Below are 20152 nucleotides of genomic sequence, written 5' to 3'. Positions count from 1 at the left end.
GCTTTTATTTAAAAGAGGTTCTCCCGTTTCAGGCGTGTTTTCTCCAAACCGCGCCTGAAACGGGAGAACCTTTTTTGTCATCAATCTGCAGGGTAGCCTCAGAACCGTTCCTTGCTCACGGTTCTTGCCGGGGCTATTTGGGTGAGAATGGCCTGTCCGGTAATGAGCAGTCCCACAATGAAATGCGGCTCCCAGATGTAATCATGGAAGAAAAACAGCCACGGAGACAAAGCCAGAAACAACCCAATGGCCAGGTCACTCATGAGGTGCGCCGACATGGGAATCACTTTCATGGCCCCGGTCTCGTTGCGGGTCATAAGGGCCTGCACCAGAATGAGAGTACCCACCCCAATGGGGATGTAACTTTCTATCCCGCCCCGGTAAAAGCCAAACAGCCACGGAGAGGCAATCAATAAGATAGCAATGAAATAATCCATGAAACCATGGATAGTGGATGGGATAATCCGCATAAGAACCTCCTTCTTTTAAACCTATAAACAACTCTATTTTTATACGGGGAAGAAATGAGATGGCTTGTAGTGTTTTGACTGATTTTTAAGAAGTTACAATTCGGTAAGTACGGTTTGTGAGGAAAAACTTCTTCTTTTCAACTCTGATTTACAGCCAAGGATAAGCTTTGTATCCCTATCATAATTAGCGTGGTGCTAGGGTGGCGCGTGGAAGAGATGCAGGGTTGCCATCGCATGAAGCCTCATGGTAGTCCTCTGCTCAGATAGAAGCATCCACCCCGTGGTGAATGCCGGACCCTTACACCCCTAGCCTATGGCCCAGAAAAAATCATTTGCCCTGCGCATGATCGCAGATATGATGAAAGCCTTGGTGAAGTGGGCCGCAGGTGCGTTCAGAAGTACCAATGGCCAGATTGAATGGATTGTGCAAAGCGCTTAAAAGATCGGGCCGATGGCCTAAGTCCCTGCCAGATTCCTCAAACGAAGAAGCACCTCCAGACCAGCACGCTTTTTGACAGCTCTTTGGGAAGCAGCACACCGTTTCAGGGCTGATTTCCTGAAAATAAACCTGGAACCCAAAATGGGATTATATTTTGCCTGTTTTCCTCTGAGCCTGCGCTGGCCCAAACCAGAGCAGGCTTATTTTTTTATAGTATAAAAACCGCTGATAATAAGGGATCTTACATAGCGGCATTAAAAGGATTTTAGATAACTTATGCCATAGTTTATGCGCTTAGACTATTGAGAACCTCATCTTACAATCTAAACAACAGCACTATGGACTACGAAGTGAAACCAGCAGAGGGAAGGCTAGGAATCCTCATTCCGGGCTTGGGCGCCGTCGCGACCACGTTCATCGCCGGGGTGGAGGCCGTGAAGAAAGACTTGGCCAAACCGGTGGGCTCGCTCACCCAAATGGGCCGCATCAGGTTAGGGAAACGCACTGAGAACCGACACCCGCTCATCAAAGACTTCGTGCCGCTGGCGGAACTGTCTGATATAGTGTTTGGGGGCTGGGATGTGTACTCTGACAACGTTTTTGAGGCCGCCGTCAACGCCAGGGTACTGGAGCCCATGCTGCTGCACGCCGTGAAGCCCGAACTGGAGCGCATAGTGCCCATGCAAGCGGTTTTTGACAAAGCCTATGCCCGCAACCTGGTTGGGACCAACGTGAAAGAAGGCGCTGACAAGATGGAGCTGGCCGAGATGCTGATGGAAGACATCCGCAACTTCAAGGAGATCAACAACTGCGACCGTCTGGTCATGGTGTGGTGCGGCTCCACTGAGATCTACATTGAGCACGCCGAGGTGCATGAGACGCTTGCCGCTTTTGAAGAGGGACTTCGGCAAAGTGATCCGCGGATTGCCCCGAGCATGATCTACGCCTACGCGGCCCTCAAAATGGGTGTGCCCTTCGCGAATGGCGCCCCTAACCTCACGGTAGATATTCCCGCCATGGTGGAGCTGGCCAAAGAAAACGGCATTGCCATCTCCGGCAAGGACTTCAAGACCGGGCAGACCCTGATGAAGACCATCCTGGCGCCGGGTCTGCACGCCCGTGCCTTGGGCGTGAAAGGCTGGTTCTCCTCCAACATCCTGGGTAACCGCGACGGGTTGGTTTTAGATGCCCCTGAGAACTTCAAAACCAAAGAGGTCTCCAAACTGAGCGTTTTGGACGAGATATTCAAGCCGGAATCCAACCCCGAGCTGTACGGCGATATGTACCACAAGGTACGCATCAACTACTACCCACCGCACGGCGACAACAAGGAAAGCTGGGACAACATCGACATCTTCGGCTGGCTAGGGTACCAGATGCAGATCAAGATCAACTTCCTGTGCCGCGACTCCATTCTGGCTGCGCCTTTGGTACTTGACCTGGCCTTGTTCACGGATCTGGCGCAAAGAGCCGGTATGTCTGGCATCCAGGAGTGGCTGAGCTTCTACTACAAGTCGCCCCAGACCGCTGAGGGACTGGCTCCGGAGCATGACATCTTCAAGCAGTTGATGAAACTGCAGAATACCCTGCGTCACCTCATGGGCGAGGACCTGATCACCCACCTGGGTCTGGACTATTACCAGGACCTGGTAGATACCTTATAATTCTAGCGTATGGGTAGCCAAACGCCAGGTCAAATCCGCGGGGCAAAAATGATAGAAAGAGGGCATTGCTAAGAAAAAGGGCACAATTGCTTGCCTGATTAGCCATTTAGGCAACTATTGCGTATGAGTGCTCACAGGATGGATGCGGTTCCACTTTCCAGGCAGCCACAAGACTTTCAGAGCCCATAGGCTGGCAGACGGGAAAGTGCTTAGAAGCCCTAAAGTGAAGTGGGCTCAGGGCTGCATCCACCGCTTTCTTCCATTTTTGATTTACGTAAAGCTAAATTAGATGCTCACCTTTTTAAAGGCGCAGACGGCCTCTATGACCGCCACGGTAGTAGACTTTCTGGTGACCGTACTGGCTGTGGAGTTGTTAGGGGCTTGGTATGTGCTGGCCACTGTTTTGGGAACCGCCTCGGGCGGGATCACGCATTTTGCCCTGGGCCGGGAATGGGTTTTTCACGCCGAGGATGCCAGTTTGCTGGTGCAGGCTTCCAGGTACTTCATCATCTGGATGGGGAGTCTGTTTCTGAATGCCGCCGGTGTCTTCGTGATCACGCATTACTCCGGGGTAAGTTACCTTATCTCAAAAGTCATTGTCTCTATTCTGGTGGGGGTTGGCTACAATTACCTCATGCAAAAGAAGTTCGTTTTCAAAAAGGACACCACATACAGCTAATCCCTTGACCTTGCACCCATGGAAGCAACCGGAGAAAAAATGAAGGTAGATTCTACTTTTGAGAAAAAGAAAGGCACCGGCGAGAAAGCCTGGAAGGTGTTTCTGCAGCAGGGAATCTATAAAATAGTCAATCCCTTTGTGCGGCTCCTCATCAGGCTGGGCTTTACGCCCAACGCCGTTACCACCACCGGTTTTATCCTGAATGTGGGGGTGGCCATCATCTTTGTGGTTGGCGGGGAGAGCGAGAACCGCAATGACTTTTCCTATGTGGGCTGGGCCGGGTTCCTGATCATGATGGCCGGTTTGTTTGACATGCTGGATGGGCAGGTGGCACGCATGGGCAACATGGGCTCTACGTTCGGGGCGTTGTATGACTCGGTGCTGGACCGCTACAGTGAACTCATCATGTTCTTGGGCATCTGCTATTATCTCATGGCCCACCATTATTTCCTCAGCTCGCTCTTCGCTTTTATTGCCATGATTGGGTCTATGATGGTGAGTTACACCCGCGCCCGCGCCGAGGGGTTAGGAGTGGAGTGCAAAGGCGGTTTCTTTCAACGGCCCGAGCGGGTGGTGTTGATTGCCCTGGCGGGGATGTTCTGCGGCCTCACGGCTTACCTCATTGGCGGCGACTACAAGCTGCGCGTACCGGGTCTGCCTTTCCACATCTTTGAGACCATGTCTGTGTTCACCATTCCCATCACGGTGCTGGCCATCTTTACCAATGTCACCGCGTTCACCCGTCTAATGGAAGCCCGCAAAGCCCTTGAACTGAAAGAGAAAAATCAGGCCTTGAACCAATAGGCACCCGGCGGAAGTATCCTTTTCAACTTCAGAACTAAGCTAAAAAGCGTTTGGGGCCCGTTTTCTGGAAAACGGGCCCCAAACGCTTTTTAGCTTAGTCACCTATGTGGCGGGTTGGCGTCAACAGTTCCAGCATGGGTTCACCGTCCCGTCTGGGAAGGGGAAAGCCCAGCAACTCGGCCATGGTGGCGGCCACGTCTACCTGCGAGCGGGGCTTGGAGGCCACCGTGCCGGGTTTCACATCAGGGCCCAGCATGAGCAGGCTGATGTGGCGGCAACCCTCGCAGCTGTCTCCGTGGTCATCAAAGCGGTCGCCCAGGTGGCGGCCGTGGTCGTTGGTGATGAGCAGGGTGGTGTTGTTGCGGTAATTGGGCTGTTTCTGGAGCCATTTCCATAAATCGGCCACTAGACGGTCGCTTTGTTTGATGGCTTTGATGTAACCGTCCCAGTTACCTTCGTGCGCCTCAGAGTCGGGCTCGCGCAGGTTAATCAGCACCAGTTTGGGTTTGTGCTGGGTGAAAACCTGTTTGGCTACCCTGATGGTGGTGGTGTCTGGGCGGTAACCGGAGTTGAGGCCGTTGTTCCCGCTGCTGGTGGAGGGCGCGAACTTAGCGGCTTCGTCTGAACTGTAGGTGCGGGCCAGGATCTCCAGTTTGTCTTTGCTGGTGATGACCCAGGCATCGGTGGCAGGGGCGCCGGTGTGCTGGCGGTAATAATGGAAAACGGACGGAAGCTTAGGCAACTCGCCGCCGGTGTTCCTGATCTGCTGGTAATGGCCGGTGGTAAGGGCAACGTGCCCCGGGTTGGTCTTGGTAACACCCTTGTTATAGAATTTGGGGTGGAAAACGCCTTTAGGTGCCAGTTCCCGGGCCATGTGCGGAATGTTGCTGAACGAAGCGTCTCCCCAGGAATCTGAATACCGCACTCCGTCAATCACCACCAGCACCACGTTCTGGGTGGCGTAGGTGCCGCTGGGCTGAAGTACAGCGGAAGCGGGCTGCGGTACCACGGCCGCTTTCTGTTCTGAAACAATAGGTCTTTGCTCTGAGGCAAAGGTTGGGTTAGACGGTTGGCAGGATGAACTCAGCAACAAGCCAGAAAAGACAGAATGCAGTAGGAGACGAATAATCATGTAGTGCTCAAAGGTTTAAAGCCTGCTTTTACGGATACAGCAGGTATCGGGCTCTCACTTTTTTGAAATAAGATAATTCATCGGCCCAGGCCGAGATGATGTCTTTGGGTTGGTCGCCTGCCTGCAGACGCTGGCGGGTGACATCGGTTTTCCAGAGGCCGTCCAGGCGGGTATTCTTCCACTCCAGTTGGGTAGGATACAGCGCTTTCAAGGCATGGATAATGTACACGGTGGCCTTCGCCGACTCAAACTTATTGCGGTCCGTGACAATGGCCTGGGCGCCGTAGCAGGCCTGGCCTACGAACTTGGGCGGATAGATCCGGATGCCGTCTACCACGCTGTCTGGCTTGAACTGCACGGGCTTGAAGGTGACGCCCGCCAGTTTGTAGCTGTTGAGTTGCCGGGCCAGTTTCTCACCGTCCATCCAGGGCGCGCCTATGAACTCGAAAGGCTGCATGGTGCCCCTTCCCTCCGAGACATTGGTGCCTTCCAGAATGCAGGTGGCCGGGTACAGGGTGGCAGTGGTGAGGTTGATCATGTTGGGCGAAGGCTTGACCCAGGGCAGACCGGTTTGGTCAAACCACTGGCCTCGGCTATAGCGGCGCATGGGCACCACCATGAGTTCGGCTTGGGGCAGTTTTTTTGCTTTTCGCTCGCCGTTGAACATGCGGGCCAGCTCGCCTACCGTCATGCCGTGGGTAATGGGCAGGAAATTAGGGCTGGTTACGGGTTCATTCGCGTTTTTGCCTATCCCACCGTCCACGTAGAGGCCGGTGATTGGGTTAGGCCGGTCCAGCACGATCATCAGTTTCTGGTTCTCGGCGGCGGCCTCCATCACAGCCTGCATGGTAGCGATGTAGGTATAGTAGCGGGCGCCCACATCCTGTATATCGAAAATGAGCACGTCCACGTCTTTGAGCATCTCGGGCGTGGGTTTGCGCACGTTGCCGTAGAGCGAGATGACCTTGAGGCCCGTCTTTTTGTCCACATCGTCAGAGACGTGGGTATCAGCCTCGCCCCGGATGCCGTGCTCCGGGCTGAACAGTTTCACCACCTTTACATCTGGGCGGGCGTGCAGCAGGTCCACAATATGGCCTTTGTCTGGCATGACGCCGGTATGATTTGTGAGGATGGCCACGCGGCGGTTCTGGATAAAAGGAAGGAACTCGGGCGTGACCAGCCGCTCAATCCCGATGATGATCCTGTCCTCGGGAACGGCTGCTTTGGCTCCTTTCCGGGCCTGGGAAAAGGCCGGGGAGAGCACCAGAAAGAAGAGACACAGAAGGCAGATTACACGGGAGGGCAGAAGTCGGATCATAAGGCCAATATAGCAAAGTTGCTGGTTTTTATCTCCTTATCTGCGCCCCTGTTTTACAGCCGATTTTCTAAAAATGGCCCTGAAAGGCAGATAGTAAAAATTACAACCCGTCGCCGTACCGGAAATTGGCGTTCACGGTCACGGGCAGTTTGCCTTGCGGGGTGAGCTCGCCGGTGAGCAGTCTGGCCGCCGCCGCCTGTACTGCCGGTAATTGCTGGTAGCCCACCACCAGTGCTGTAGCTTGGTTCACGTCTTCAAAGCGGTTCAAAGTGTAAGCATTGTCAAACAGCACCACCACGCTTCTTTTCTTCCGGATGAGTTCGTTCACCAATGCGCGCTCCTGCGGGCTGAAACCTAGGTTATTGCTGGGCCTGATGCTGGGTCCGTAGATACTGATGAGCAGCAGATCGTACTTGAGCAATTCCTTCCGGAGTTTCTCCAGGTCTTTTTTGTTCGTTCGGCGGGGCAGGAAGAAGTCTTTGGTGGTGAGTTTGGTTTTGATCTGTTTCTGGAAAAACGTGCTCTTGGTGCCGCCCACGGCCAGGCTGGCCACTGTGCGGCGCTTTTTCTCTTCCAGCGGAATGATCTTGCGTTTGTTCTGCAGCAGCGTGAGTGACCCTTCTGAAAGACGCCGGAGCATCTCATGGGCATGCGGGGCATGTAGGTCGCGGTAAAGGCTGTCAATCATGATGGGTTTGTATTTGTTCAGCCCCACCCAGTACTTGGCGGCCAGGACCTTGCGGCACCGACGGTCAATCTCCTTCTGGCTCAACCGTTTCTCCCGGATGGCGGTTTTGATGGCCTGCAGCGCCTGAGGTACGCTTACCAGACGTTCCAGCACATCATTACCGGCCTCCAGCGCCATGACCTCGGCCTCGCCGGGTTTGAAGTACTTGGTTACGCCTTTCATCACCATGGCATCGGTGAAGATGAGTCCGCTATAATCGAGTTCCTTCCGGAGGATGTTCGTCACGATAGGCTTGGAGAGGGAGGCGGGTAGGTTGGCGGTGGAGTCCAGTTTGGGCAAATGGATGTGCCCCACCATGATGCCGCCCACCCCGCTCTGGATAAGGTGCCGGAAAGGGTACAACTCTAGGGAATCGAGGCGGTGGCGACCGTAGGGGATGATGGGCAAGTCGTAATGCGAGTCTACATCGGTGTCGCCGTGGCCGGGGAAGTGCTTGGCGGTGGCAATGATGCCGTTGTCCTGCATGCCCATCATCTGGGCTAGGCTCTTGGAACTGACATCGTTCTTGTTCTCCCCAAAAGCCCGGTAACTAATAATGGGGTTATGCGGGTTGTTGTTCACGTCCACCACCGGCGCGAAGTTGAGGTGCATGCCCAGGCGCTTGAACTCAAACGCCATCTCGGCACCCATTTGGTAGATAAGACTGTCATTGTTAATGGCGCCCAGCAGCATGGGCAATGGATACTGCATGGCGCTGTCCATGCGCATGCCAATGCCGTTCTCGGCGTCCATGCCAATCCAGAGGGGAATCTTGGAGGCAGCCTGCAGGCGGTTGGTCATTCTGGCCTGCCTGATGGGCCCTCCCTGGAAAAATATAAGCCCGCCCACCTTGTAATGCCTGATAAGCCGGAGAACGTCTTCTTCATGCTCCGGTCCTTTGTTGGAAAACACCTCAATCATCATCAACTGCGTGATGCGCTCATCTGGGGTCATGCGCCGGAAAACGGAGTCCACCCACTTGTTCTTCCGGTTAAGCGTGGTGATGAGGGCATTGGGGTATTTGATGGTATCCTCCGGCGAGATGGGCTCAGGCTTGAAAACCACCGTTTCCTCTGCGTGCGGATTCTTCTTTTTACAGCCCATAAAGCAAATACCGGCCAGGAAAAGCATAAGGCAAAAGAGAGGAAGAACACGGGCTAGGGCAGAGAGTTTGGGCATGTTGGGTTGGCAATAAGTTCTGTTTTCCGGGGCCGGGGAAGGAGAAGGCACCCATCTAAAAGCCTTTACCTTACGCTATCTTTCCAGGTTGGTTGACAGCTGAGCCTAAATAGTAAAATCATTTTCCAAGGAGGCAAACCCAACGGTTTAAAGGACTATGCATGACTGCCTGGAAGAACTAGAGATTGGCAAAGAGCCGGTGACAGGAGAGCTGTTTCACCATCTGATGGGAGCTTGGTAACTGCAGGAATGCCTTCAAAGCAAATTCCTGTTCCCAGCTTGTTTTTTGCAATTAGCACCTAAAACAAGAAAGCTGCAGACAAAGAAAAAAGCCGTAGCCGGAAACAGATCCGGCTACGGCTTTTGGGTATATGCGCCTGTTTAGGGACTACTTTTTGAAAATCTCGGCGAAAAACTGCTTCATGGCTTCCCAGGAGCGGCGGTCGGCGGCTGCGTTGTAGGCTGCGCCTTTGCTGATGTCTGTGCCGGCCTCTGGGTTGGTAAAGGCGTGCACCGCCCCGCTGTAGGCGATAAACTGGTAGTCTACTTTGGCATCATTCATCTCCTTGAAGAAACCGTCCAGCTCGGCCTTGGGCACAAACGAGTCAATGGCCCCGTGCGCTACCAGGATTCTGGTTTTGATGTTGGCGGCATCGGCGGGGTTAGGCGTGCCCAGGCCGCCGTGGAAACTCACCACGCCGGCTACATCGGCACCGCTGCGGGCCAGTTCCAGCACCGTAGTTCCTCCGAAGCAATACCCAATGGCAGCTACCCTGGCGGGGTCTACGTTGGGTTGTTTCTTTAATTGGGCCAGACCCGCGTTCACCCGCTGGCGCAGGAGCGGAATATTGTTCTTGTATTTACCGGCCTCGGCACCCATGGCCTCCGGGGTAGTAGGGCGCACGCCTTTGCCGTAGATATCGGCCGCGAAGGCCACATAGCCCATTCTGGCTAGCTGGTCGCATCTTTTCTTGGTGTAGTCGCTGAGGCCGTTCCACTCGTGCACCACCAGCACCGCCGGCAGTTTGCCTTTCTTGCTGGAATCATAAGCCAGGTAACCTTCCAGCGTGGTGGCGCCTTCTTTGTACTCTACCAGTTGCGTTTTAATCTGCTGGGCCTGGGTCGCTACCTGCGCGGTAAAGAATAGCAGGAAAGCGAAAAGTAGTTTTTTCATCATGTTTTAGCGTTTTAGGTTCATCAATGGTAACCGGCTCAATATTCAAACCCGGATAAAAAGAAAAGCGGAACTGCCACTAAGGTAACAGTTCCGCTTTATATTGGCTGGGCGTAGTACCACCCAATTTCTTAATTGTTCTGGAAACCCCGCTTACTTCTGAGAAACCAGTAAAACAAGTGCATTATTTCAGGGCCCAACTCCTAAAAACAGGCGCAAAACAAAACGCTGGTCTGTGGACTAGAACTGCAGGGAGGCATTCACACCTACGGCGCCACTCTGCCAGTTAGGAGAGACCACCCAGTTCCTTTTCTGCAGTTGGTTTTTCACCTTATTAAAGGTCCAGTAACTAACCTTTCCGGTCAGGTAGCCCAGGGCGGCGCCCGCCAGTACATCAGAAGCCCAGTGTTTGTTGTCATTGATGCGCGACAAGCCTACCAGCGTGGCCACTCCGTAGGCTACCTGGGGTACCCACTTGCTGTCTCGGTACACCGAGGCCAGGGCCGTGGCCGCCGCGAAGGCGTTGGATGTGTGCGATGACGGAAAGGAGGTGTTCTGTCCATTGCCATCGGAGCCGTCAAACAGGTGACTGTCATCTGTGTTGCTGGGCCGGTGCCGCTGGAAGCTTTTTTTTAGGAAACTGGTGGAAACGGCGCTCAGGTAAAAGCTCCCCAGACCCACTATGGCGGCCTCCCGCATTTTGGGCCGTTTAGCCAGGGCACCCAGCGCAAACATGGTGGCAAAGGTGGCGTGCAGCGGAAGGGAAGTGCCCAAAGGCTCTACCAGGCTGGCGGCTTTGTCTGAAATGGAAGTGCGTTCCTTCTGTGAAATAACGCGGAGAGGGCGGTCATACCGGTTATAGGCGGTAATGAAAATTCCGGTCGCCAGCAACGCCGAGGAAGACTTCAGGAGCAGGCTTTTATGTTTTTTGGTCCAGGAAAGCTGGGGTGCCTTTTGAAGGAATTGGGTAGTGTCTGCAGGAGCTTGTAAGGATTCGGGTCCCAGGGAGGCGGCAAATACCGAAACCCTGGTCATGTAGAGAAGTGCTACAAGAAGGAGAAAGGGTCGCATAGAAACTTAAAATTCTGAATGTCAAAGGGTAGTGTTTGGTAGTGTTCTAGGAAGTGGAATTTGCTCTTTTTAGTTTCCCTGAATCTAAACTTTCGATGAAAACCGGGAAATCGGCTGCCAATGCAGGAAATCAGTTGGCAAAATAATCTGGTAAGGGCATGAGAAAAGGCAGCTTGTCTTTAGTAACGGATTGACTTTTAGTAAATTGTTGTAAAACAAGAAGCCCTTCCGGTGGGGAAGGGCTTCTTGTTTTCAAGGGAAAATACCTGGTACGTCAGACGCGGGCCTTAATTGTCGCCTTGCATTTTTTTCTGGATGGCCTGCTGCAGCTCCATCATGTGCGGCTCCACCTTAGACTGGCCAATCTGGGCGCTTTTCATGGTGATGATAGACTGTTTGGAGGCCAGCTTTTTGCCGGTGGGTGTGAGATAGAAGGTGTTCATGTCTTTGAGCTCTTTCTCAGTGAACTCATTCATGTACAGTTGGATCAGATCGGCTTTAATGGCATCCCAGTTCATGTATTTGGAAAAGAAGGACCGTACTTCCACCTCGGCGGCTTTCATGGCCGGTACCTGTTCCATCTGCATGGTAAGCATCTGCTGAAGGTTGTCATCAATGGTCTTGGGGCTGCCCATGGTCAGGAGCAGGGTTTCTGCGGCTTTGTAATGGCTGCTCTGGGTCTGCGTCTGGGCTTGCGCCATGGCACTGCCTGCTGAAACCACCAGCAGCATGACCCACAGAGAGAATAACTTTTTCATTTTTTGAGGTTAATTTGTTCCATAAATACGTATAGCGGGGCACAATAGCCAGTTTTAGGACTTATTTATTTTGGACAATCCTGGCGCAGGAACCGCTTGCCTTTGTCTGCGTACCACAGGAAACCAAGATTCCCAGATCTATTTTAAAGCCATCTATACACATGAAAATAACCAAGAGAGAAACCGCCTATCAGGGGCACTACCGCTTGCAAGTGTACACCGTGCAAGACAAAGGCAATGAGTTTGAGCGCGAGGTTTTCCAGACCGGTCAGGCGGCGGCGGCGCTGGTCTATGACACAGAAAAACAGAAATTCATCTTCGCCAAGCAGTTCAGGCCGGCCATTGAGCAGGACCTGGTAGAGGCCGTGGCGGGCATGCTGGACAGCGAAGACGAGAAGCCCGAAGACGCCATTACCCGCGAGATTGAGGAGGAGATTGGCTACGCCGTAGACAAACTCCAGAAAATCTATGAGTTCTATCCCTCTCCGGGGGCTTTCGCTGAGAAGATCTACCTTTTCTACGCCGAGGTAAGCAAGAAAACAGGCGAAGGCGGCGGCAAAGACGACGAGAACGAAGACATCAAAACCTTTGAACTGTCCGTTGACGAACTGGCCAAATACGCCTTCATTGACGGCAAAACCCTGTTGGCCGTGGAGTGGGCAAAAGCCAATGTCCTGCCTTACTTACAGACAAAGAAGAAAGGAAAATAGGCAACCTCTTCCAATCTTCATGCAGACCCATCCAATGATCAAGGGCTCTTCCCCAAGATTCCGTTTCCAGCCTGATTTGTAGAAATCAGCTCATAAACATAGGTGCGCCTTTCGTCTGCTCATTCACGAGTGGGTGAAAGGCGCTTTTCTTTTAGCGGGCTTAAAATAGAGGCTATTAATTAACTCTCCATGGTTCTGTCCGTAAACAGGGAAGAGCATTTTTAAATTTTGGATTGGTTAGCGAAAATGGCAAGAGTAAGGTTCTGCGGAAGTGGTTTTTGAGCCTCGTAGCAGCGCTACGAAGGCGATGAAAGCGCGAACGCAGGTTCTTGCTATGGCCTTTTGCAGCACCAAAGACAAAGTTTAAATATGCTCTGAATCAGTTTGTTGTAATCACTTAAATCTGACCCAACTATGGAAGATCAAAATAAGAACCAGGGAACGCCCCATCAGGAGGGTTCTGGAAGCAATAACAGCCAGGACGGAAACCGCGGGGACGGTGTATTTGCAGATCATAACTACGGTACCAAAGCCGAAGGCGGCAACACCGCCAATTATGACGCAGATGGCGATTTCGTAGACTTCAACGGCAAAGAAGACGGCGGAACCCCGCACGTGGATATCAATGGCGGCGGAGACATCCAGGGTCGCCGGGGCGGAGGCTACGGTGAAAGAGAGCAGGAACTGGGCAAACACCCCACCGAGCACACACGGCCTATTCACGGCGCTGAAAGCGACAAAGACACAGGCTACGGCACCCACGCCGGGGGCTTGAGCGATAGCCACAGCGGCTTTAAAGGCAACCACAACGGCAACGACGGAACCGGCGGCGGCCGCAGCAGCGGACATGCCGGCCACGGCGGCGACCCGGATGATGAGAAATACTCACCCAACAAAGGCGGCAAGGATCAGAACAATGATCCGGACGTAGCAGGCCGCGGTGCCAGAACAAACTAAGGAAAGCTATTTCTGAAAAACAGAAGGCCTGCCTCTTGCAAAAGGGCAGGCCTTCTGTTTTAGGGCTGTTTTCTGGAAACTGGCCCAGAAACCCACCCTGGAAGTTCAGGCACCAAAGAAAAGTTTTCTTCCGTACAAGAGGTGTAAAATACTGACGGGCCGCGCAGATGTAGCTGCCAAAGTCAGTCACTCAAAGAAAGACCTACCTACATGAGCCTGACAGAATACAACCAGAAACGCCACTTCAACCAAACCCCCGAGCCCGAGGGTAAGGAGGCCAACAGCAAGGGTGCCCTGCGCTTTGTCGTGCACCGGCACCAGGCCTCCAAACTCCACTATGATTTCAGGCTGGAGCTGGAGGGCGTGCTCAAAAGCTGGGCCGTGCCCAAAGGCCCCTCACTTAACCCATCTGACAAACGCCTGGCCGTGGCCGTGGAAGACCACCCGGTGAGCTACAGCACCTTTGAGGGCGACATCCCCGAGGGGAACTACGGCGCCGGCCACGTGGATATCTGGGACCAGGGCACTTTCCACGCCGTAGGCACCTTGGACCGTGCTGAGGGCGAACAGCAGATGCTGCAGGAACTGGAGGCGGGCAGTCTGCACTTCGTGCTGGAAGGCCAGAAACTACGCGGGGAATTCAGCCTGGTTAAAATGAAAGGCCGCCAGGAAGACGCCTGGCTCTTGCTAAAAAAGAAAGACGAGGATGCCACCGATGCTCCTTATGATGCCGAGGATTTCGTAGACGAGCCCGCCACAAAATCGACCAAACCCGCTTCCGCTAAAACCAAAGAGAAGCCCAAAGCCTCGGCCAAAAAAGCTGAAAGCAAAACAGGTTCTGCGGAGATGCCCCATGACATCGTGCCCATGACCGCCAAGCTCACCGATGGTCCTTTTGATGACGAGAACTGGCTTTTCGAGGTGAAGTGGGATGGGTATCGCGCCGTGGCCGAGGTGGAGAACGGCAAGGTACAGCTGTACTCGCGCAACGGAAAATCCTTCAAAGAGAAATACGGCCCCGTGGTGAAGGCCCTGGAAAGCCTGCCGCACCAAGCCGTTTTTGACGGGGAATTGGTGATTCTGGACCAAAACGGCAAAGCCGATTTCCAGGCATTGCAGAACTACCAGAACACTCCCTCAGAGCACCTCTACTACTACATCTTCGACCTCTTGTACCTGGATGGCCAGGACCTCCGCGACTTTCCTTTGGTCCAGCGGAAGGAGAAGCTAGCCGCGGTGCTTTCTAAAGCCAAGAACCCGCTCCGCTACAGTGAGCACCGTGTGGGCAAAGGGACCAAGTTCTTCAAGGAGGCCCAGGAAAACGAATGGGAAGGCATCATGGCCAAAGCGGCCCAAAGCAAATACCTGATGGGCAAGCGCTCCCAGGAATGGCTCAAGATCAAAACCCACCTACGCCAGGAGGCCATTATCGCAGGCTACACCCAGCCGCAGGGCAGCCGCGTGCACATCGGGGCGCTGGTGCTGGGCGTGTACGAGGGAAAAGAACTCAAATACGTGGGCCAGAGCGGCAGCGGGTTCAACAAGCAAAGCCTGCAGGAACTCATAGAAAAGCTAGAGCCGCTGAAGCAGGAGAAATCGCCGTTCAAGGAGAAAGTGCCGCTGAGCCGCGAGGTGACCTGGGTAAAGCCGGAACTTGTCTGCGAACTGGCCTTCGCGGAGTGGACTGCCGACGGGCAGATGCGCCAGGCCATCTTCAAGGGCCTGCGGGTAGACAAGAAAGCCAAAGACGTGGTGCATGAACAGATCGTATCGGCCCCGGAAACACCCCAGCAAACCACTTCCCAGAAATCAACCAAAAAACCGAAAATGGCCGCTAAACAAGAAAAAGACGAAGACACCCTGGTGCTGGAACTGGACGGTCAGCAGATTTCTATTTCGCACCCAGACAAACTGTACTGGCCCGAGGAAGGCATCACGAAGAAAGACCTGGTCATGTACTACCAGACCATGGCCGATGTGCTGTTGCTCTACCTCAAAGACCGGCCTGAGTCATTGCTGCGCCACCCCAACGGCATCACCAAACCGGGCTTCTTCCAGAAAGACGCCGGCGATAACGCCCCGGACTGGCTCCAGACCACGACCATCAAAGCGGAGTCCACGGGCAAGGACGTAGATTACCTGGTCTGCCAGAACAAGGCTGCGCTGGCCTACCTGAACAACCTAGGATGCATCCAACTCAATCCCTGGAACTCGCGCCTGCAGCACCTGGACACCCCGGACTACCTGGTGCTGGACCTGGACCCCGGTGAGAACACCTATGACGAGGTGGTGGAAACGGCCCTGGCTGCAAAGGAGATCTTGGATGAACTGGGAATCCCCGTGTACGCCAAAACCTCCGGGGCCACCGGCATGCACCTGTATGTGCCTCTGGCTGCCAAATGGCCCTTTGAGCAGGTGAAAGAACTCGCCCACTTGTTGGCCCAGCGCCTGCAAGACAGACTTCCTAAACTCACCAGTCTGGAGCGCAGCCCCAAAGAACGCCGGAACCAGATCTACATTGATTTTCTGCAGAACGCCATCGCACAGACCATTGCCGCGCCCTACTGTGTGCGGCCCAGGGCCGGCGCCACCGTTTCCACGCCGCTTTTGTGGGAAGAAGTCAAAACCGGATTGCACCCTTCGCAGTTTACCATGAAGAATGTGCCAGACCGCGTCCAGAAACTGGGTGACCTTTTCAAGCCGGTGCTGGGCGAAGGCATTGACGTTGCCGCCTATCTTAAGAAACTGAAAAAATAGACCTATGAAAGATTCAACCAAGACATCACTCTTACTGGCCGGGGCCGGTTTGGGGGCTTTGCTGGCCCTCCGTACCCGCGCCCGCCGCAAAGCGGAATTCTCCTTTACAGACCGCACCGTGCTCATCACCGGAGGTAGCCGCGGGCTGGGTCTGGTGCTGGCCCGCATGTTCGCTGAGCAAGGTGCCAAAATAGCCATCTGTTCGCGTACCCAGCACCAACTGGATGCTGCCCGCGAGGAGCTGGAGGCCGGCGGCGCCACCGTTTTGGCCTTTGACTGCGACGTGAGTGACCAGGGTCAGGTGAAAGCCATGATCAGGGAGATCACCGAGCGGCTGGGGCCGGTAGAGGTGCTCATCAACAACGCCGGCATCATTGCCGCCGGGCCGCTGGAGGAAATGACCGTGGAGGATTTCAAAGCCGCCATGGACATCCATTACTTCGGGTCGCTCTACACCATGCTGGAGGTCATTCCCGAGATGAAAGCCCGAGGCGAAGGCCGTATCGTGAACATTGCCTCGGTGGGAGGGAAGGTGAGCGTGCCGCACCTGGTGCCGTACAGCGGCAGTAAGTTCGCGCTGGTGGGTATGTCAGAGGGGTTCAGGTCTGAACTGATCAAGGACGGTATCTACGTTACCACTATCAACCCGGGGCTTATGCGCACCGGCAGTGCCCGCAACGCTTTTGTCAAAGGTCAGAACGAGAAAGAGTACACCGCTTTCGCGCTCATGGATGCCAATCCCTTGATCTCCCTGGCCGCTGACAAAGCCGCCCGAGATATCATCAATGCCTGCCGTTATGGGAAATCCGAGGTTACCCTGGGGCTCAACGCCAAATTCATCAGTATGCTGCACGGGCTTTTCCCCGGCACCACTTCAGACCTGATGGGGTTGGTGAACATGTTTTTGCCGGGTCCGGGTGGCGTAGGGCAGGAGGCGGTGCGCGGTTACGAAAGCGAAACCGAACTCACGCAATCGCCCCTGAATGCCCCCAACCAGAAAGCGGCCCGGGAAAACAACGAGTTTTAAGGGCATCAGCCCGGAAACAAAAACAAAGCAGGTGAAGAGCAGTTTTTACCTGAGGGCTGGCCCGTTGGCTTTTCAATGGTAGCAAGCCTGCTGTTTACGTACACCTAACTTAAACCAACCGCTAAAAATATGAGTGATACTACAGTGACCAAAATAGACGGCGCCTACTCGCCAAAAGGAGAGGACGGCGAGAAATACCTGGCCTCGGGCAAAACGGTGTCCATGCGCCTCTGGGAGAAAGAACAGCCCGGAGACTCTAAACCTGAGGTGCGCCGCGAGTACGAAACCGTAGGCTACGTGATCTCGGGCCGCGCTGAGCTGCACACCGAGGGACAGGTAGTTTTGCTGGAACCCGGCAACTCCTACGTGGTACCCAAAGGCGCTTCGCACACCTACAAGATTCTGGAGGAATTCACGGCCGTGGAGGCTACATCGCCTCCGGCGCAGGTAAAAGGCCGCGACGAAGGCTGACAGATCAGTGGCAGGCTTTCAGGTTTGAAGAAAGCCTGCCACTGACAATGATGGCTCTATAGCTGTAAATAATTTCCTGGCTGATTTTGGGGTGTTTTATGGTAAACTAGAACATGTGCGGGTATTTGGTGTTTAGGAGGCGAGACGGCTTACACCTTAGTCGTGAAAATGAATAGAGAAGAGCAGAAGAATTTTTTGGAGAGCATAGGAAGGCTTGATTTTGAGCAGGCGCGCATTAAGCACGTTTTGTTCAAATCAAAACTGAGGGCTTTGCTTTACGGCGCAGACATTGACACCGAGCCGGTGATCTCTACTACGGGCTGTGCGCTGGGCAAATGGATTTACGATGTAGCCATGCCCCGCATAGGTCATCTGCCGGAGGTGCGGGAATTGGAGAGGGTACACAATGAAATGCACGTAATTGCCCGGCACCTTTGGCAGCTCTACCAGCGAGGGCAGCAAGACCAGGCCCTCAAAGACCTGTCCCAAATTGATGATACCGCCCAACGGCTCCTGCACCTGTTAGAAGTCATTGAGCGCAAAACCGTTGTTTGATTTACCTGTCTGCCTGGTTCTGTGTACCGGGCCTCAAAAAGCAACTCAGCGTCTTGGCTGAAAGAACCTTTTGCCTCCGCTTTAGTACAAGAAGACAGGCCTATTGTAGAAATGGGCTGCCATGTTTCACTTAAGCTTAAGAAGATGCCAGATAAATCAAATAACCCCGCCAACCCAGAGGAAACCAACAACTCTGCTAACAGAATGGAGCAAGGCAAACAGTCAGAGCACCAGCGTCAGGATATCAGTGACCATGATAGCTACAGACGTAATGTCACTGGGTATGACGCCTCTAAGCAGGACGAGAACTTCTCGGGCACGGAGAAAGCCGGCGGTGGCAACACCATTGACGAGCGCGATACCAACGATGGCGATTCCAACCAGGAAAACAACTATTAATTTGATGAAAAAAGCCCTAGGGAAATACGCTCAAGGGCTTTTTTGCGCGCTATAGGGAACTAAAAAAATATTTTTAACACCCCTGTTGCATACGTGGGTTTAACGGCTGTTTTTCTAAAATTGGCAGAGAACTTGCTATTAAGTGAGTACGCAATGATTTGACAGCTTTGGCGTTGAATCAAAAAGCGTGTTCTTCTGTTATAAAACTACATGGAAAAGCATATGAAAAAGGTTCTTTTATCAGTACTTACCGGTCTGTTTCTGACCGGTGCATCGGTGGCGACACCGGCTGTGGCTGAAACAAGGGGAGGAGCTGCAACAGCATATGCAGCGCCTGCCGCGGTAGGGGCCAGAGATATTATCACTGAGATTATTGATGTGGTAGGGCTGAAGCCTCGGTTTGAGGTACGCGCTGCCAACGTTCCTAACGCAGCTGCCGTGATCATGAACGGCAAACGCTATGTTCTCTACAATGAGAACTTTGTGAGCACGCTGAACAACGCGCTTAGAACAGACTGGGCGGGGGTTAGTATCCTGGCCCACGAGATCGGTCACCACCTCAACGGGCACACCCTTACACAAGGCGGCAGTAACAAGCAGGATGAATTGGAGGCCGATGAGTTCTCTGGGTTTGTGCTCCGGAAAATGGGTGCCAGCTTAAGCGAGGCCCAGGCTGCCATCAAAGCCTTAGCCGACGAAGAAGATAATTACACGCACCCGGGCAAAAGCTCCCGCCTTACTGCCATCAGCAGAGGCTGGCGTAATGCCCAGGAGCAGATCCTGGCCAGCGCTAAGGCCGGTACGCCAAACCGCACAGTGGCCGGCGTAAGCCGCCCCATCATGTCTGAGTCTACCGTAGCTGCCAATACCACCAGCAGACGTCCTGCCACCAGCGCCAGAAGAGGTTCTGAGCAGATCCTGCGTCAGGTGAAATTACAAAGCGCCCCCCAGGAGCGCCTGTACGTAACCACTTCCTATAACCTGGTACGGGAAACCGAAGATGGCCTGGAAGTGATTGGCAAGCTGCAGAAAACCAAAAGCAGCAAGTTCCCTTACGTGCTGGAAAGCCGCTACTTCTCTTACCTGTTCGTGAGCACAGACGGATTGCTCCTGAACGAATCTGGTCAGCGGGTAGGGGTCTTAACCACCACCTAAGCCACTTCAATACATGATTTTTAAGCGCCGCTTTCTGCAAAGAAAGCGGCGCTTTTGTTTTCAGCCTGTTAAGTGTTTCCGGCCCGATTTTCTTAAATCAGTCTAAAAACTCAGCCAGCTTTTGTTGCCGTTGTAAGCCTTCTGCCTACTAAGGAAAGTTCCTGTTCTAAGTAGGAAGGGGTGGATTCCTCCTTTGAATTCTCTGGTTCAAGTTTTCAACTTGGACCTACAAGGGGCTGAAGTTTGCAACTTCAGTGAGGCGACAGCCTCAGGAAAGGCTATATTGAGTTAGTTGCTTCTACTTCTGTTAGCTAGTACAGGACGGTAATACAGACCATTAGGCCCTTGTTCCTCGGTCAGTCCCCTGATATTGCGTATTGCCAAACCTCAAATAGGTCGCCATTGGGTTGGTCTGTCGGGCGGCAGGCCAAGGGGAGGACGCGTGAATTTTAAGGTCACAGCATCAGCAATGCCCGGGTTGAGGCTTGCGCCTCACGGAAGTTGCAAACTTCCGGACATGGTAGGTCCAAGTTGAAAACTTGAACCAGGTTCTATTGTGAAGAACTAGGCATTTTGGGAAAACAACACCTTCTTGAAAGAGGACAGGGATTGGGTTACTATTCCCCTCTTCCGCCATTCAACCCTCAAACCTCTTGATTCCCAACTTCAACCTACCCACCATTTCCACAACCCACTTTCCACTTAC

Annotated in this window: 19 protein-coding genes; 12 read left to right on the top strand and 7 right to left on the bottom strand. The window is 53.6% G+C overall.

Annotated elements, in window-relative coordinates:
• Positions 1-98: 98 nt before the first annotated feature.
• Positions 99-437, bottom strand: a complete 339-nt coding sequence (locus J3P34_RS02360; RefSeq protein WP_210486258.1) for an SPW repeat domain-containing protein — start codon at positions 435-437, stop codon at positions 99-101.
• A 346-nt stretch (positions 438-783) separates the two neighbouring features.
• On the opposite strand from J3P34_RS02360, the gene J3P34_RS22320 reads away from it, so the two are divergent.
• The 4 genes from J3P34_RS22320 (at position 784) to J3P34_RS02340 (ending at position 4056) form a co-directional block, all read left to right on the top strand.
• Positions 784-909 carry a type II toxin-antitoxin system antitoxin gene (locus tag J3P34_RS22320; RefSeq protein WP_345890326.1) on the top strand — a complete coding sequence of 42 codons (126 nt, stop codon included), beginning with the start codon at positions 784-786 and terminating at the stop codon, positions 907-909.
• Positions 910-1247: 338 nt separating this feature from the next.
• The gene (locus J3P34_RS02350; protein WP_210466173.1) at positions 1248-2573 is read left to right on the top strand and encodes an inositol-3-phosphate synthase; all 1326 of its coding nucleotides are present in this window, start codon (positions 1248-1250) and stop codon (positions 2571-2573) included.
• 289 nt (positions 2574-2862) lie between these two features.
• Positions 2863-3252, top strand: coding sequence for a GtrA family protein (locus tag J3P34_RS02345; RefSeq protein WP_210466171.1), 390 nt, complete (start codon positions 2863-2865; stop codon positions 3250-3252).
• Between the two features lie 18 nt (positions 3253-3270).
• A complete protein-coding gene (locus J3P34_RS02340; RefSeq protein WP_246853502.1) occupies positions 3271-4056 on the top strand; it encodes a CDP-alcohol phosphatidyltransferase family protein in 786 nt (261 codons plus the stop codon).
• A gap of 94 nt (positions 4057-4150) precedes the next feature.
• Here J3P34_RS02340 and J3P34_RS02335 read toward each other — a convergent pair whose 3' ends face one another.
• The 6 genes from J3P34_RS02335 to J3P34_RS02310 form a co-directional block, all read right to left on the bottom strand.
• A complete protein-coding gene (locus tag J3P34_RS02335) occupies positions 4151-5188 on the bottom strand; it encodes a sulfatase-like hydrolase/transferase (RefSeq protein ID WP_210486257.1) in 1038 nt (345 codons plus the stop codon).
• 28 nt (positions 5189-5216) lie between these two features.
• On the bottom strand, positions 5217-6506 hold the full coding sequence (locus tag J3P34_RS02330) for an exo-beta-N-acetylmuramidase NamZ family protein (RefSeq protein WP_210486256.1): 1290 nt from the start codon (positions 6504-6506) through the stop codon (positions 5217-5219).
• A 100-nt stretch (positions 6507-6606) separates the two neighbouring features.
• Entirely contained in the window at positions 6607-8412 is a 1806-nt protein-coding gene (locus J3P34_RS02325) for a glycoside hydrolase family 3 protein (protein WP_210486255.1), read from the bottom strand.
• 388 nt (positions 8413-8800) lie between these two features.
• Positions 8801-9589, bottom strand: coding sequence for a dienelactone hydrolase family protein (locus J3P34_RS02320; RefSeq protein WP_210486254.1), 789 nt, complete (start codon positions 9587-9589; stop codon positions 8801-8803).
• Positions 9590-9826: 237 nt separating this feature from the next.
• The gene (locus J3P34_RS02315) at positions 9827-10621 is read right to left on the bottom strand and encodes a phosphatase PAP2 family protein (protein ID WP_210486253.1); all 795 of its coding nucleotides are present in this window, start codon (positions 10619-10621) and stop codon (positions 9827-9829) included.
• 323 nt (positions 10622-10944) lie between these two features.
• Positions 10945-11415, bottom strand: coding sequence for a DUF2059 domain-containing protein (locus tag J3P34_RS02310; protein WP_210466164.1), 471 nt, complete (start codon positions 11413-11415; stop codon positions 10945-10947).
• A gap of 161 nt (positions 11416-11576) precedes the next feature.
• Here J3P34_RS02310 and J3P34_RS02305 point away from each other — a divergent pair, with 161 nt between their 5' ends.
• From J3P34_RS02305 to J3P34_RS02270, 8 genes are all read left to right on the top strand, one after another.
• On the top strand, positions 11577-12125 hold the full coding sequence (locus J3P34_RS02305; RefSeq protein WP_210486252.1) for an NUDIX domain-containing protein: 549 nt from the start codon (positions 11577-11579) through the stop codon (positions 12123-12125).
• Positions 12126-12539: 414 nt separating this feature from the next.
• Complete coding sequence (locus J3P34_RS02300; protein WP_210466161.1) at positions 12540-13082, top strand: hypothetical protein; 543 nt, start codon at positions 12540-12542, stop codon at positions 13080-13082.
• A 210-nt stretch (positions 13083-13292) separates the two neighbouring features.
• Entirely contained in the window at positions 13293-15839 is a 2547-nt protein-coding gene (gene ligD / locus J3P34_RS02295; protein ID WP_210486251.1) for a DNA ligase D, read from the top strand.
• Between the two features lie 4 nt (positions 15840-15843).
• Positions 15844-16866, top strand: a complete 1023-nt coding sequence (locus J3P34_RS02290) for an SDR family NAD(P)-dependent oxidoreductase (RefSeq protein WP_210486250.1) — start codon at positions 15844-15846, stop codon at positions 16864-16866.
• A gap of 129 nt (positions 16867-16995) precedes the next feature.
• A complete protein-coding gene (locus J3P34_RS02285; RefSeq protein ID WP_210466153.1) occupies positions 16996-17337 on the top strand; it encodes a cupin domain-containing protein in 342 nt (113 codons plus the stop codon).
• A 168-nt stretch (positions 17338-17505) separates the two neighbouring features.
• A complete protein-coding gene (locus J3P34_RS02280) occupies positions 17506-17892 on the top strand; it encodes a CZB domain-containing protein (protein WP_246853556.1) in 387 nt (128 codons plus the stop codon).
• Between the two features lie 144 nt (positions 17893-18036).
• The gene (locus J3P34_RS02275; RefSeq protein WP_210486248.1) at positions 18037-18291 is read left to right on the top strand and encodes a hypothetical protein; all 255 of its coding nucleotides are present in this window, start codon (positions 18037-18039) and stop codon (positions 18289-18291) included.
• Between the two features lie 222 nt (positions 18292-18513).
• Positions 18514-19446 (top strand): M48 family metalloprotease, encoded by a 933-nt coding sequence (locus J3P34_RS02270; protein WP_246853500.1) that lies wholly within the window; start codon positions 18514-18516, stop codon positions 19444-19446.
• The last annotated feature ends 706 nt before the right edge of the window (positions 19447-20152 follow it).

This window comes from Rufibacter aurantiacus, from assembly GCF_017916345.1.
GTDB classification, from domain to species: domain Bacteria; phylum Bacteroidota; class Bacteroidia; order Cytophagales; family Hymenobacteraceae; genus Nibribacter; species Nibribacter roseolus.
This window is presented reverse-complemented; position numbering and strand designations above follow the sequence as displayed.